This window comes from Solibacillus silvestris (assembly GCF_051967575.1).
GTDB lineage: Bacteria > Bacillota > Bacilli > Bacillales_A > Planococcaceae > Solibacillus > Solibacillus silvestris_B.
Map to the genome: position 1 here is coordinate 39,279 of NZ_JBQCJW010000008.1, position 15,940 is coordinate 55,218.

Below are 15,940 nucleotides of genomic sequence, written 5' to 3' on the forward strand. Positions count from 1 at the left end.
AATTTCTCCGTCTAATTAGTCCGTTTTGCGTTGTATTTTTCAAATAAGGGGAATTTTTCCATCTATAGATGGAAGCAGGCAATAAAACAGATCTACCAATCGACAATAGCGAATCTCTACATCTCAATTGCGGGAATCGTGCCCCGGTGACTTAACAATGAAAAATACTACTATTTCAAAAGAAATAGTAGTAACTTAGAAGCTGTTAAGCGTTTACTTTTTGCTTTGCCTTTGCCTCTAAACGTTTTTTGTGTAAAATCGGCTCTGTATATCCGCTTGGCTGGTCATAACCTTTGAACACTAAGTCACTCGCCGCTTGGAAAGCTACAGACGCTTCAAAGTCTGCTGCCATTGGCGAATATTCCGGATCATCGGCATTTTGTTCGTCTACAACTTTCGCCATACGCTTCAATGTTTCTTCCACTTGCTCTTTCGTACAAATACCATGATGCAGCCAGTTTGCTACATGCTGGCTCGAAATACGCAATGTTGCCCGGTCTTCCATTAAACCGATGTTATTAATATCAGGCACTTTCGAACATCCTACACCGTGCTCTACCCAACGAACAACATAGCCTAAAATACCTTGTGCATTGTTATCAAGCTCATTTTGGATTTCCTCTGGCGTCCAATTTGTATTTGGCGCCACTGGAATTTCCAAAATCGCGTCCTGTAAGTCTCCCGAAGTCGAAATGTCCTTTTGAATAGCTTTTACATTCACTTCATGATAATGTGTCGCATGCAAAGTAGCTGCTGTTGGTGAAGGTACCCAAGCTGTATTCGCCCCTGCTTTTGGATGGCCGATTTTTTGCTGGATCATTTCCGCCATTAAATCCGGCATCGCCCACATCCCTTTACCGATTTGTGCACGGCCTTGTAACCCTGTATCCAAACCAACGACAACATTTGATTTTTCATATGAAGTAAGCCAAGTCGATATTTTCATTTCTCCTTTTCGAATCATCGGGCCCGCTTCCATAGATGTATGAATCTCGTCACCCGTACGATCCAAGAAGCCTGTATTAATGAATACTATACGATTTTTCACTTCATGAATGCATGCTTTCAAGTTAAGAGATGTGCGACGTTCTTCATCCATTACGCCGATTTTTAATGTAAAGCGTTCTAATCCGATTAAATCTTCTATACGCTCGAATAATTTATTCGCAAAAGCGACTTCTTTTGAACCATGCATTTTTGGCTTTACGATATAAACAGAACCTTTTTGAGAATTTCTATATTGTCCGTTACCTAAAACTTCGTGCTTTGCTATTAAGCTCGTCATAACCCCATCGATAATCCCTTCATGCACTTCGTCACCAGCTTTATCCAAAATCGCCGGGTTTGTCATTAAGTGGCCAACATTGCGAATGAACATTAAGGAGCGGCCATTTAGTGTCACTGTTTCGCCATCTATCCCCGTGTATACTCTGTCTGCATTTAATGTACGTGTCATTGTCTTTGCGCCTTTTTCAAATGTTGCCGATAAGTCGCCTTTCATTAAGCCTAGCCAGTTCGCATACACTTCCACTTTATCCTCCGCATCCACTGCTGCAACGGAATCCTCGCAATCCATTATTGTCGTAATCGCAGACTCCAGGAAAATATCCTTTACACCGGCCTGGTCGTCCTTGCCTATTGGATGATTGTGATCGATTTGAATTTCAATGTGCAAATCGTTATTTTTCAGTAATATTGCTGTTGGCTCTTGTGCTGTCCCTTGGTAACCAACCAATTTTTCCTGTTCAGCTAAAGCTGTTTCGCCATTTGCTAGCCTTGCCTCCAATTGGCCATCGACAATTGCATAGCTTGTTACATCCTTGTGTGAGGCACCGTTTAACGGCACTGTTCTATCCAAAAAGCTTTTCGCATACTCAATTACTTTATTGCCGCGGATAGGGTTATATCCTTTGCCCGCTTCCGCACCCTCTTCATCGCTAATAACATCCGTCCCGTAAAGGGCATCATAGAAGCTTCCCCACCGTGCATTCGCTGCATTGATTGCATAGCGCGCATTGCTCACCGGTACTACTAATTGCGGGCCAGCCTGGAATGCGATTTCTTCATCAACATTTTCTGTCTCTACCTGGAAATCAGCTACTTTCGGCTCTAGATAACCTATTTCCTGCAAAAAGGCTTTGTAATCGGCAAAATTGAAATCCCCCTTATTTTCTTTATGCCAATTATTAATTTGCTGCTGCAATACCTCACGCTTAGCAAGTAATGCTTTATTTTCTGGTGCCAACTCATGGATTAAATCGTCAAAGCCATTCCAAAATGCCTGCTGATCCACACCGCTGTTTGGTAACACAAGGTCATTTATAAAGTTGAATAAAATATCCGCAACTTGTAAATTCCCCGTTTGTACATAGTTTGTCATAATAAAATCCCCCTTCGAATGAACATTTCTAACAATTAGGTTAGAGTCCCCTGTTCTTACATTCGATTATACTGGAAAACCTATGTATAAATGAAATACATAATTCGAATAAACATTATGCATTTTAGTTATAAAGCAAGGAACAAAAGCGTTAAACCGCCCGTTCAACTCCGACAGACATTGGAGGACCCGCTGCAAAAGTAAACGTTCCACCACTTTTGCAGCGGGCGCTGAAGATCTGTCTTTTTAATTTTGGGCTTTCATTTCAATTAACAGTTTTTATGGGCACAACTGCCAATCCCGTTTCTTCAGTTAATATGTCTGTCTATTTTATTCCCAGCTGAAAATCCCCGAGGAAATCTAAGCATATTTTCAGCGAAGCGGCTTGATGGCAAAAAAGAGACAGATTCCCGCAACTGGGATGAAGAGGGATCCGCTATTAACGGGGGGCGTTCCATTTAAGTGCCTCTTTAAGAAATAGACGGAAAAATTCTCCTTATTTAAAAAATACAATAAAAAATGGCCTCAATAGACGGAGAAATTCCGCCTATTGACCTAAAAAACATGAAAATGGAGTATTTTTCTTTGGATAACCGGAAATTTTCCTCTTATTTACTCCAAAAAGAGCCATATTGCGCAAATAACCGGAAAATCTCCGGTTATTTTTTTGATCAATTTAATTAAGAGCCGGAATTTCTATCAGGAGATGTGAATTTTGCCCAATCCAATCCAAAAGAGAAGCCCTTATTAAAAATAATAGTGGATTTTAAATAACCGTGGATTTTCATTGCCCTTCTTTTGCGCGGTGGGGTCTAATGGTGCGAGGAATTGGCGCGGTTTGCCTGGACGGGGACAACACTTTTTTTGTAAAGTTATCTCCAATGCCAAAATCTATAGTTTTTTTAACAATAAAAAAACATCTTGCAAGCGTCCCTGCAAGATGTTTTGAATATTAGCGATTAGCTAAAATTATTTTTGGATAGATGCTACTACGCCAGCGCCTACAGTACGGCCACCCTCACGGATAGAGAATTTAGTACCTTCTTCTAAAGCGATTGGAGCGATTAATTCAACAGTCATTTCGATGTTGTCGCCAGGCATAACCATTTCTACGCCTTCTGGTAACATACAAATACCAGTTACGTCAGTTGTACGGAAGTAGAACTGAGGACGGTAGTTAGAGAAGAATGGCGTATGACGGCCACCCTCTTCTTTTGATAATACATAAACTTCTGCTTTGAAGTTAGTGTGTGGAGTGATTGAACCTGGTTTAGCTAATACTTGACCACGTTGGATATCTTCACGAGCAACACCACGTAATAAAGCACCGATGTTGTCACCAGCTTCAGCATAATCTAATAATTTACGGAACATTTCTACACCAGTTACAGTTGTAGTTTTTGCTTCTTCTTCAATACCGATGATTTCTACAACGTCACCGACTTTAACTTGACCACGTTCAACACGGCCAGTTGCTACTGTACCACGACCAGTGATAGAGAATACGTCCTCTACTGGCATCATGAATGGTTTGTCAGTTTGACGTTCTGGAGTTGGGATGTAAGAATCTACAGCGTCCATTAATTCGATGATTTTTTCTTCCCACTCTGGCTCGCCTTCAAGAGCTTTAAGAGCAGAACCTTTGATTACTGGAATATCGTCGCCTGGGAATTCATATTCTGATAATAAGTCACGAATTTCCATTTCAACTAATTCTAATAATTCTTCGTCGTCTACCATATCACATTTGTTCATGAATACTACTAAGTAAGGAACACCTACTTGACGAGATAAAAGGATGTGTTCACGAGTTTGTGGCATTGGACCATCAGCAGCAGATACTACTAAGATACCGCCGTCCATTTGAGCAGCACCAGTGATCATGTTTTTAACATAGTCAGCGTGTCCTGGGCAGTCAACGTGTGCATAGTGACGAGTTTCAGTTTCATACTCAACGTGTGAAGTATTGATTGTGATACCGCGCTCTTTTTCTTCTGGTGCGTTATCTACGTCAGCATATGACTTAGCTTCTCCACCTAATTTTTTTGAAAGAACTGTTGCGATTGCAGCAGTTAAAGTAGTTTTACCATGGTCAACGTGTCCGATTGTACCAACGTTAGCATGCGTTTTAGAACGGTCGAATTTTTCTTTAGCCATTAGAAAATGCCTCCTCAGAGATATGTTTTATTTTTTTAAATTTATTCTAAGATTGCCGGCTACAAACGGGCCCCATCTATAGCCAGTCAATCATAGCTTACAAATTATTTATACTTGATGCAAGGTGAAATTTCAATTATTCACCTTTATTTTTTTTGATGATTTCTTCTGCAATCGATTTTGGTACTTCTTCATAGTGATCGAACACCATTGAGAATACACCGCGACCTTGAGTTGCAGAACGTAAAGTTGTAGCATATCCGAACATTTCAGATAGTGGAACCATAGCACGTACTACTTGAGAGTTACCACGAGCTTCCATACCCTCTACGCGACCGCGACGAGCAGTAATGTTACCCATAATATCACCAAGGTACTCTTCTGGAATTACAACTTCTACTTTCATCATTGGCTCTAAGATAACTGGATTACATTTCTTAGCAGCTTCTTTAAGTGCCATAGATGCAGCGATTTTGAACGCCATCTCACTTGAGTCGACGTCATGGTAAGAACCGAATACTAATTTTGCTTTAATGTCGATTAATGGGTAACCGGCAACTACACCGCGGTCAAGAGAGTCACGTAGACCCGCTTCTACTGCAGGGATGTATTCACGAGGTACAACACCACCAACGATAGCGTTTTCGAATTCGAAACCTTTACCCTCTTCATTTGGAGAGAACTCGATCGTTACGTCACCGTATTGACCGCGACCACCAGATTGACGAGTAAATTTACCTTGAACTTTCGCTTCGCCACGGAATGTCTCACGGTAAGATACCATTGGAGCACCCACGTTAGCTTCAACTTTAAATTCACGTTTCATACGGTCAACTAAGATATCAAGGTGAAGCTCACCCATACCAGAGATGATTGTTTGACCTGTTTCAGTGTCAGTATGTGCACGGAATGTTGGATCTTCTTCTTGTAGTTTTGCTAATGCTTGACCCATTTTATCTTGGTCAGCTTTAGATTTTGGTTCTACAGAAAGAGAGATAACTGGCTCTGGGAAATCCATTGACTCTAAGATAACAAGGTTTTTCTCGTCACATAAAGTGTCACCTGTTGTAGTATCTTTAAGACCTACAGCAGCAGCGATATCACCAGCAAAAACTTGTGAAATCTCTTCACGAGAGTTTGCGTGCATTTGCAGGATACGACCTACACGCTCACGCTTGCCTTTAGAAGAGTTTTGTACGTAAGAACCTGATTCTAATGTACCTGAGTACACACGGAAGAATGTTAACTTACCTACGAATGGGTCTGTCATTACTTTGAATGCAAGAGCTGAGAATGGCTCATCATCAGAAGAATGGCGTACGATTTCTTCGTCGCCGTCAACGTCAGTACCTTTAATGTCAGGAACATCTGTTGGAGCTGGAAGATATTCAACAGCTGCATCAAGCATTTTACGAACACCTTTATGTTTGAATGCTGTACCACAAAGAACTGGGTAGAATTCTACCGCGATAGTTGCTTTACGGATAGCCGCTTTTAATTCTTCTTTAGTAATTTCTTCGCCTTCCAAGTATTTCTCCATAAGATCTTCATCAACACTTGCAACAGCATCGATTAGTTTCTCACGGTACTCTTCAGCCTGCTCTTTATATTCTGCTGGAATTTCTTCCACCGTAAGAGCTGTACCTTCATCGTTGCCGTACATAGTAGCGTTCATTTCGATTAAATCGATAATTCCACGGAACTCGTCTTCAGCACCGATTGGTAATTGGATTGGGTGAGCATTTGCTTGTAAGCGCTCATGTAATGTACCTACAGAATATAAGAAGTCTGCACCCATTTTATCCATTTTATTGATGAATACAATACGAGGAACCCCGTAAGTAGTAGCTTGACGCCATACTGTTTCAGTTTGTGGCTCAACACCTGATTGAGCATCTAAAACTGTTACTGCACCATCAAGTACACGTAGAGAACGTTCAACTTCAACAGTGAAGTCTACGTGCCCTGGAGTATCGATGATGTTAATACGGTGACCTGCCCATTGTGCTGTTGTTGCAGCAGAAGTGATTGTGATACCACGCTCTTGCTCTTGCTCCATCCAGTCCATTTGAGCTCCACCATCGTGAGTTTCACCGATTTTGTGAATCTTACCAGTGTAATAAAGGATACGCTCAGTTGTTGTTGTTTTACCAGCATCAATGTGAGCCATGATCCCAATATTACGAGTATTCTCTAGAGAGAATTCGCGTTTCATAGGAAATTTCTCCTTCCATATTGGGTTAACTGTATAGATGGTAAAAATCTTAGCCCCAGCAATGCTAGAGCAAAGATTAAATTACCAACGGTAGTGAGCAAATGCTTTGTTCGCTTCTGCCATTTTATGCATATCTTCACGTTTCTTAACTGAAGCACCTGTGTTGTTAGATGCATCTAAGATTTCGTTAGCTAAACGCTCTTCCATCGTTTTTTCTCCACGAAGACGAGCATAGTTTACTAAATAACGTAAACCTAAAGTTGTACGACGTTCTGGGCGAACTTCTACAGGTACTTGGTAGTTAGAACCACCAACACGGCGAGCACGTACTTCAAGTACAGGCATTACGTTGTTTAATGCAGCTTCGAATACTTCTAAAGCATTTTGACCCGAACGCTCTTGAACTAATTCGAAAGCTCCGTATAAAATCTTTTGAGAAGTACCTCTTTTACCATCAATCATCATTTTGTTGATTAAACGAGTTACTAGTTTTGAATTATAAATTGGATCTGGTAACACGTCACGTTTGGAAACAGGACCTTTACGAGGCATGTGTTTTCCTCCTTTCAAATCATTGTCTATTTAAACTAAAATTATTTTTTCTCTTTAGGACGTTTAGTACCGTATTTAGAACGAGATTGTAAACGACCGTTAACACCAGCTGTATCAAGTGCACCACGAACGATATGGTAACGTACTCCAGCTAAGTCTTTTACGCGTCCGCCACGGATAAGAACTACACTGTGCTCTTGTAAGTTGTGGCCTTCACCTGGGATATACGCAGTAACCTCAAGTTGGTTAGTTAAGCGTACACGAGCGTATTTACGTAAAGCCGAGTTCGGTTTACGTGGTGTCATTGTACCTACACGAGTACAAACTCCGCGTTTTTGAGGAGATTTAACGTCAGTTAAAGATTTTTTAAATGAGTTGTATCCTTTGTTTAACGCTGGAGATTTTGATTTCGTGCTTTTAGATTGACGAGGCTTACGTACTAATTGGTTAATTGTAGGCATCGATTTGTCCTCCCTTCATTTTTTCCTTGTTTCAATACCACACATCCAGGTGGTTCATTTTTTGGGTAAAAACAAAGTCTTTGTGTATTTTACACAAAAACTACATCGCAGTAATCGCAACAACTGCAGCTCCAACATGAATGCCGCAAGCTTTACCAAGTTCTTTCTTTGAATCGACGTAATAAACTGGTACACCGATTTCTTTCGCGAGAAGAATGGCCGGATCGGTTACCCAATTGTCTGCATCGATTGCGACAAAAAGAGCTGTTACTTGTCCAGCATGCATTGCTTTCACTGCTTGCTTTATACCTATGATTGTTTGACTGGCCTGTTTTACTTGATCGTAAGACATTTACATATCCTCCTAAGTACAGACAGTTAACTATCAACCTTCAATATATTATCATTCCAAACTTACACTGTCAACCAATATCTTATGAAAGAATATTGATTAATTTTTAAATCAAGAAAATTTCTTAGAAAAACTCCGGCAAAGAATGCTCTCTACCGGAATTGATTGTTGAAAGACTGTTATTCAGCTGTAGTTACTTCTGCTGTCTCTTCTTGCTCCATGCGAATTTGACGGTAGCGTTGCATACCTGTACCAGCCGGAACTAGTTTACCGATAATTACGTTTTCCTTCAGACCTAGAAGCTCATCACGTTTACCTTTGATTGCAGCATCCGTTAACACACGTGTTGTTTCCTGGAATGATGCAGCAGATAAGAATGATTCTGTTTCAAGAGAAGCTTTCGTAATACCTAAAATGACAGGACGGCAAGTTGCTGGTGTTTTTCCGTTAAGAACGGCATCTGCATTTGCCTCAGAGAACTGGTGGATATCAAGCAGTGATCCTGGTAGTAACTCCGTGTCGCCTGCTTCGATTACACGCACTTTGCGAAGCATTTGGCGAACCATTACTTCGATATGTTTGTCTCCGATTTCTACCCCTTGCATACGGTATACTTTTTGTACTTCTTTTAATAAATACTCTTGAACTGTCGATACATCTTTAACTTTTAATAATTGTTTCGGATCGATCGAACCTTCAGATAATGTTTGACCCGCAACAATCGTGTCGCCTTCCGATACTTTCAGGCGTGCATTATATGGTGCTTGGTATTTACGTGTTTCCACATCACCTTGGATTGTAATTTCTTTTAGGCCTTCACGAATTTCGTCAATTTCAATTACTGTACCAGTGATTTCAGAGATAACCGCCTGACCTTTCGGATTACGCGCCTCGAAAATCTCCTGGATACGTGGAAGACCTTGTGTAATATCGTTACCTGCTACCCCACCCGTGTGGAATGTACGCATCGTTAACTGTGTACCTGGTTCACCGATAGATTGAGCAGCGATAATACCTACCGCTTCACCAACTTCCACCTCTTCGCCAGTAGCTAAGTTCATGCCGTAGCATTTTTTACATACGCCATGTTTTGTATTACATGTGAATGCTGAACGGATTGTAATTTCTTCAATATTTGCATCTTCAATTGCACGTGCAATATCTTGTGTAATTAAACCATCACTCTCAACGATAACCGCTCCTGTTTCCGGGTGGCGAACTGTTTTCTTCACATAACGACCAACAATACGTTCGTCCAGCGCTTCGATCAATTCGTTGCCTTCCATTAATGAACCGATTAATAAGCCGCGATCTGTGCCACAGTCGTCTTCACGAACGATAACATCTTGTGCTACGTCTACTAAACGACGAGTTAAGTAACCAGAATCGGCAGTTTTTAGCGCTGTATCGGCAAGACCTTTACGCGCACCGTGTGTAGAGATGAAGTACTCTAATACTGTTAAACCTTCACGGAATGAAGACTTGATCGGCAACTCGATAATTCGACCAGCCGGGTTGGCCATCAGACCACGCATACCAGCTAACTGTGTAAAGTTCGATGCGTTACCACGGGCACCAGAGTCAGACATCATGAAGATCGGGTTAGTTTTTTGTAAAGATTTCATCAGCTTGCCTTGAATTTCATCTTTCGCAGCTGTCCATACGTTAATCACTCGGTTATAACGCTCTTCCTCAGTAATTAAACCGCGGCGGAACTGGATCATTACTTTATCTACTTTACCTTGGGCTTCATCTAAAATTACGCCTTTGTCCGGTAATACGACGATATCAGATACACCTACCGTAATACCTGCACGAGTAGAATATTTGAATCCTAAGTTTTTCATGCGGTCAAGCATCTTAGAAGTTTCTGTAATATGGAACTCTTTAAATACTTCGGCAATAACATTTCCTAAGAATTTCTTACGGAAAGGATCTACTACAGGAACATTTGTGAAATGCTTCGCTAATATAGCGCGACGCTGTGCTTCAATTTGCTCTGCTTCAGATAAATCTGCGTAGCCTTCTGTAGCTTCGATTTCTTTTAGTAATTCTTCGCCGATTGTTAAGTTCACGAAATACTTCTCAGGCGTTTTTTGCTCTAAGTTTACCGAAGTCGGCTCATTAATGTAAGGGAATGAGCTTGGTAAAATCTCATTGAAAATAACTTTACCTACAGTCGTTAATAAGAACATTTTGTTTTGTTCTTCAGTAAATGTTGGATTGTTCAATGAGCTTGCTTTAATCGCAATACGAGAGTGTAAATGTACATGGCCATTTTGGTAGGCGATTAACACTTCGTTTGAATCATAAAATACCGAACCTTCACCACGGGCATCTTCACGCTCGAGCGTTAAGTAGTAGTTTCCTAATACCATATCCTGAGATGGTGTTACGACTGGTTTTCCGTCTTTCGGGTTCAGGATGTTTTGAGCTGCCAACATAAGTAAGCGAGCTTCTGCTTGTGCTTCAGCTGATAATGGAACGTGCACGGCCATTTGGTCACCATCGAAGTCAGCGTTATATGCTGTACATACTAATGGGTGAAGACGGATTGCACGACCTTCTACTAGTGTAGGCTCGAATGCTTGGATACCAAGACGGTGCAATGTCGGTGCACGGTTAAGCAATACCGGATGCTCACGAATTACATCTTCTAATACGTCCCAAACTTCATTGTGTAAACGCTCAATTTTACGTTTTGCACTCTTAATGTTATGGGCAAGACCACGTTCTACTAACTCTTTCATTACGAAAGGTTTAAATAGTTCGATCGCCATTTCTTTAGGAAGACCACATTGGTACATTTTTAAGTTAGGACCTACTACGATAACCGAACGACCAGAGTAGTCTACACGTTTACCAAGTAAGTTTTGACGGAAACGACCTTGTTTCCCTTTCAGCATATGTGAAAGTGATTTTAAAGGACGATTACCAGGACCTGTTACAGGACGACCGCGACGACCATTATCGATCAAAGCGTCAACCGCTTCTTGCAGCATACGTTTTTCGTTTTGAACGATAATGCTTGGTGCACCAAGATCAAGTAAACGTTTTAAACGGTTGTTACGGTTAATAACACGACGGTAAAGGTCATTTAAGTCAGAAGTCGCAAAACGCCCGCCATCTAATTGCACCATTGGACGAAGCTCTGGCGGAATTACCGGTAGTACATCTAAAATCATCCACTCCGGTTTGTTGCCTGAGTTACGGAATGACTCTACCACTTCCAAACGTTTAATCGCACGTGTACGGCGTTGGCCTTGTGCTGATTTTAACTCTTCTTTTAAAACTTGTGTTTCATCTTCTAAGTCAATTTTCTCTAAAAGACGTTTGATCGCTTCAGCACCCATTGCTGCTTCGAATTCACTGCCATACTTTTCACGGTATGCGCGGTATTCTTTTTCAGAAAGTAAGTCTTTATAGCCTAAAGACGTTTGACCTGGCTCGATCACTACATATGAAGCAAAGTAAATTACTTCTTCCAATGCACGTGGTGACATATCTAAAATAAGACCCATACGGCTTGGGATACCTTTGAAGTACCAAATATGTGATACAGGTGCAGCTAGTTCGATATGTCCTTGACGTTCACGGCGAACTTTCGAACGCGTTACTTCTACGCCACAGCGGTCACAAACGACACCTTTATAACGTACACGCTTATATTTACCACAGTGACATTCCCAGTCTTTCGTCGGTCCAAAAATACGTTCACAGAATAGACCATCTTTTTCCGGTTTTAATGTACGGTAGTTAATTGTTTCTGGTTTTTTTACTTCTCCGTATGACCAAGAACGGATCTTGTCAGGTGAAGCTAAACCAATTTTCATATATTCAAATTCATTAACATCGATCAAGGAGCCTACCTCCCTTTAGTTATAAGTCGTAAATGACTTTTAATGTAGCTCTACACTTACAAAATTTCATATTAGGCCATAATGAAACTTGCATTTTCAATTCTTTAAATAAGTAAAAATCGGGCAGGGCATATACCTGCCCGATTCAATTTGAAATTATTCAAATGATTCTACTGGGTCTTCTTCTTTATCACTAGAAGGGCGTTCCATTTCTGAAACTGGTGCAGCTACTTCTTCCTCATCGTCAAGGTCGCGTAATTCCACTTCCTCGTCATTGATTGTAAGCATCTTCACATCCATACCTAATGATTGAAGTTCTTTAATTAATACTTTGAATGATTCTGGAACGCCTGGCTCTGGAACACTTTCACCTTTTACGATTGCTTCGTATGTTTTCACACGACCTACAACGTCATCGGATTTTACTGTTAAAATCTCTTGTAACGTGTAAGCAGCACCGTACGCTTCAAGTGCCCAAACTTCCATCTCACCGAAACGCTGACCGCCGAATTGCGCTTTACCACCAAGTGGCTGCTGCGTTACTAATGAATAAGGTCCCGTTGAACGTGCATGAAGTTTGTCGTCAACCATGTGCGCTAACTTAATCATATACATGATACCAACGGAAACGCGGCTGTCGAACGGTTCACCTGAACGTCCATCATAAAGGATTGTTTTACCATCACGGTTCATACCAGCTTCTTCCATCGTTTCCCAAACATCTTCTTCGTTCGCTCCGTCAAATACTGGTGTAGCCATGTGTACGCCCAAATAGCGTGCAGCCATACCTAAATGAAGCTCTAAAACTTGTCCGATGTTCATACGGGAAGGTACGCCCAGTGGGTTAAGCATGATATCTACTGGTGTTCCATCCGGCATAAATGGCATATCTTCCTCTGGTAAAATGCGTGAAATTACACCTTTGTTCCCGTGACGTCCGGCCATTTTGTCACCAACGCGGATTTTACGTTTTTGAACAATATAAGCACGAACTAACTGGTTTACACCTGGTGGTAATTCATCGCCGTCTTCACGGTTGAATACTTTTACATCTAAAATGATACCGCCAGCACCGTGTGGTACGCGTAGAGACGTATCACGTACTTCACGCGCCTTTTCACCGAAGATAGCATGTAATAAACGCTCTTCCGCAGTTAACTCTGTAACCCCTTTAGGCGTAACTTTACCTACTAGAATGTCACCATCGCGAACTTCTGCACCGATACGGATAATTCCGCGGTCGTCCAGGTTACGAAGTGCATCTTCACCTACGTTTGGAATATCACGAGTGATTTCTTCAGGTCCAAGCTTCGTATCACGAGACTCCGATTCATATTCTTCAATATGAACAGAAGTATATACATCGTCTTTAACAAGGCGTTCGCTCATAATTACAGCATCCTCGTAGTTGAAGCCGTCCCATGTCATGAACGCAACAAGTACGTTTTGACCAAGTGCTAATTCGCCTTTTTCCATAGATGGACCATCAGCTAAAATATCACGAGGTTTTACACGGTCACCAACTTTTACGATTGGGCGCTGGTTATAAGATGTACCTTGGTTTGAACGAATGAATTTTTGCAGTTTATATTTCGTTAAGTCGCCCTTAACTTCTTTGCCATCTACTAATTCAATACGACGTACGTGAATTGAACGTGCTTCCACATGCTCTACGATTCCATCATACTTTGCTACGACAGCAGCACCTGAATCACGCGCGTCCACATGCTCCATACCTGTACCGACAAATGGTGCATTTGGATATAGTAATGGAACAGCTTGACGTTGCATGTTCGCTCCCATTAACGCACGGTTTGAGTCGTCGTTTTCCAAGAACGGGATACATGCAGTGGCAGCAGATACTACTTGCTTCGGAGATACATCCATGTAGTCGATGCGGTCTTTGCTAAATACTGTGTTATCGCCGCGGAAACGTCCTACGATTTCTTCCTTTGCGAATGTGCCATCATCATTTAACTCAGAGTTCGCTTGTGCCACTACATAGTTATCTTCCTCGTCCGCAGTCAAATAGTGAATCTCATCTGTTACGGTACCCGTATTTGGATCAACACGGCGGTACGGTGTTTCAATGAATCCGAATTTATTAACTTTTGCGAATGAAGATAATGAGTTAATCAGACCAATGTTTGGTCCCTCCGGCGTCTCAATCGGACACATACGGCCATAGTGTGAGTAGTGAACGTCACGTACTTCCATACCTGCGCGCTCACGTGTTAAACCACCGGGTCCTAATGCAGATAGACGGCGTTTGTGCGTCAACTCTGCTAATGGGTTTGTTTGGTCCATGAATTGAGATAATTGAGAACTGCCAAAGAACTCTTTAATTGATGCGATAACTGGACGGATATTGATTAATTGCTGTGGTACGATAGCCGCTGTATCATTAATTGACATACGTTCACGTACGACACGCTCCATACGGGACAAACCGATACGGAACTGGTTTTGCAATAATTCGCCAACAGAACGTAAACGACGGTTTCCTAAATGGTCAATATCATCTGTGTTACCTACGTCATATAATAAATTGAAGAAGTACGAAACAGAAGCTAAAACATCAGCTGGTGTAATATTTTTTACTTCCTCTTCTACATAAGCGTTGGAAATAACATTGATTTCTTTTTGCGCTTCATCATTTGGGGCGTAAATTTTGATTGATTGGATTGTAATATCATCCTCTAGTACGCCACCAACTTGGTTTAACGTACGGAATCCAACACCGCTTTCCAAATAAGGGATTAACTTATCTAAATTGCGACGATCCAACAATGTACCCGCTTCTACGATAATTTCCCCTGTATCAGGATCTACAAGCGTCTCTGCAATCGTTTGGTTGAATAAACGATTTTTAATGTGAAGCTTTTTATTCATTTTGTAACGGCCAACATTCGCTAAATCATAGCGTTTTGCATCAAAGAAGCGAGAATATAATAAGTTCTTCGCAGATTCAACTGTTGGCGGTTCACCTGGACGTAAACGTTCATAGATTTCAAGAAGCGCCTTTTCAGTGCCTTCTGTGTTATCCTTCTCTAACGTATTACGTAAATATTCATTGTCGCCAATGATATCTAAAATTTCTTGGTCCGAGCCGAAGCCTAATGCACGTAACAGCACTGTAACTGGTAATTTACGTGTGCGATCGATTCGTACATAAACGACATCTTTTGCATCTGTTTCATATTCCAGCCATGCGCCACGGTTAGGAATAACGGTTGCACCAAAGCCCTTTTTACCGTTTTTATCCGTTTTTTCGTGGAAGTATACACTCGGAGAACGAACTAACTGAGAAACGATAACACGCTCAGCACCGTTAATAATAAACGTGCCTGTCTCTGTCATTAATGGGAAATCGCCCATAAAGACATCTTGCTCTTTTACTTCGTTTGTTTCTTTGTTGTGCAAACGTACTTTCACACGCAATGGCGCAGCGTAAGTTACGTCACGTTCTTTACATTCATCCACATCATATTTAGGCTCTCCTAAAGTATAGTCGACGAATTCTAATGAAAGATTACCTGTAAAATCTTCGATTGGAGAAATGTCGTGGAACATCTCGCGCAATCCTTCTTCAAGGAACCACTCATAAGATGCTGTTTGGATTTCGATTAAATTCGGAAGTTCCAGCACCTCACTAATACGCGCAAAGCTTCTACGCTGGCGGTGTTGTCCGTACTGAACTAGTTGACCTGTCAACTCATTCACCCCTCAATAAAGCGATAATAGGTCTTTGCAAAACCTTACAAATAGTGTATGATTTCGAAAGACAAAAAGAAAACGAGACTTTTTATAAGATCTCATTTTCGGTTAAACTTAACTTATTCTTAGTAAGTATACCCGTAAATTTGTTTAATTTATGCAAAAGGGCATACTACCTCAAAATAATAATTTTGCATTTTATAATGTTATCATACTCGATTTGTCAAGTCAATATTTGATACAGAT

At 41.2% G+C, this 15,940-nt stretch carries 8 protein-coding genes; all 8 read right to left on the bottom strand.

The features are described 5' to 3' along the window. Positions 1-205: 205 nt before the first annotated feature. Positions 206-2,380, bottom strand: a complete 2,175-nt coding sequence (locus ACTHOQ_RS07275) for a malate synthase G (RefSeq protein WP_440495151.1) — start codon at positions 2,378-2,380, stop codon at positions 206-208. Between the two features lie 969 nt (positions 2,381-3,349). Then, positions 3,350-4,537, bottom strand: a complete 1,188-nt coding sequence (tuf, locus tag ACTHOQ_RS07280) for an elongation factor Tu (protein ID WP_440495152.1) — start codon at positions 4,535-4,537, stop codon at positions 3,350-3,352. Between the two features lie 136 nt (positions 4,538-4,673). After that, the gene (fusA, locus tag ACTHOQ_RS07285) at positions 4,674-6,752 is read right to left on the bottom strand and encodes an elongation factor G (protein ID WP_440495153.1); all 2,079 of its coding nucleotides are present in this window, start codon (positions 6,750-6,752) and stop codon (positions 4,674-4,676) included. Positions 6,753-6,833: 81 nt separating this feature from the next. Continuing rightward, positions 6,834-7,304 (bottom strand): 30S ribosomal protein S7, encoded by a 471-nt coding sequence (rpsG, locus tag ACTHOQ_RS07290; RefSeq protein ID WP_191701146.1) that lies wholly within the window; start codon positions 7,302-7,304, stop codon positions 6,834-6,836. 41 nt (positions 7,305-7,345) lie between these two features. Continuing rightward, complete coding sequence (gene rpsL, locus ACTHOQ_RS07295; protein WP_008406983.1) at positions 7,346-7,765, bottom strand: 30S ribosomal protein S12; 420 nt, start codon at positions 7,763-7,765, stop codon at positions 7,346-7,348. Between the two features lie 100 nt (positions 7,766-7,865). Further along, positions 7,866-8,117, bottom strand: coding sequence for a ribosomal L7Ae/L30e/S12e/Gadd45 family protein (locus ACTHOQ_RS07300; RefSeq protein ID WP_440495154.1), 252 nt, complete (start codon positions 8,115-8,117; stop codon positions 7,866-7,868). 179 nt (positions 8,118-8,296) lie between these two features. Continuing rightward, positions 8,297-11,977: a DNA-directed RNA polymerase subunit beta' gene (rpoC, locus tag ACTHOQ_RS07305; RefSeq protein ID WP_440495155.1), complete on the bottom strand. Its 3,681-nt coding sequence runs from the start codon at positions 11,975-11,977 to the stop codon at positions 8,297-8,299. A gap of 156 nt (positions 11,978-12,133) precedes the next feature. Then, the gene (rpoB, locus tag ACTHOQ_RS07310) at positions 12,134-15,691 is read right to left on the bottom strand and encodes a DNA-directed RNA polymerase subunit beta (protein WP_440495156.1); all 3,558 of its coding nucleotides are present in this window, start codon (positions 15,689-15,691) and stop codon (positions 12,134-12,136) included. Between the last annotated feature and the right edge of the window lie 249 nt (positions 15,692-15,940).

Coding starts and splice junctions, on each gene's coding strand:
- ACTHOQ_RS07275 (WP_440495151.1), bottom strand. CDS start 2,380: ATGACAAACTATGTACAAACGGGGAATTTACAAGTTGCGGATATTTTA.
- tuf (WP_440495152.1), bottom strand. CDS start 4,537: ATGGCTAAAGAAAAATTCGACCGTTCTAAAACGCATGCTAACGTTGGT.
- fusA (WP_440495153.1), bottom strand. CDS start 6,752: ATGAAACGCGAATTCTCTCTAGAGAATACTCGTAATATTGGGATCATG.
- rpsG (WP_191701146.1), bottom strand. CDS start 7,304: ATGCCTCGTAAAGGTCCTGTTTCCAAACGTGACGTGTTACCAGATCCA.
- rpsL (WP_008406983.1), bottom strand. CDS start 7,765: ATGCCTACAATTAACCAATTAGTACGTAAGCCTCGTCAATCTAAAAGC.
- ACTHOQ_RS07300 (WP_440495154.1), bottom strand. CDS start 8,117: ATGTCTTACGATCAAGTAAAACAGGCCAGTCAAACAATCATAGGTATA.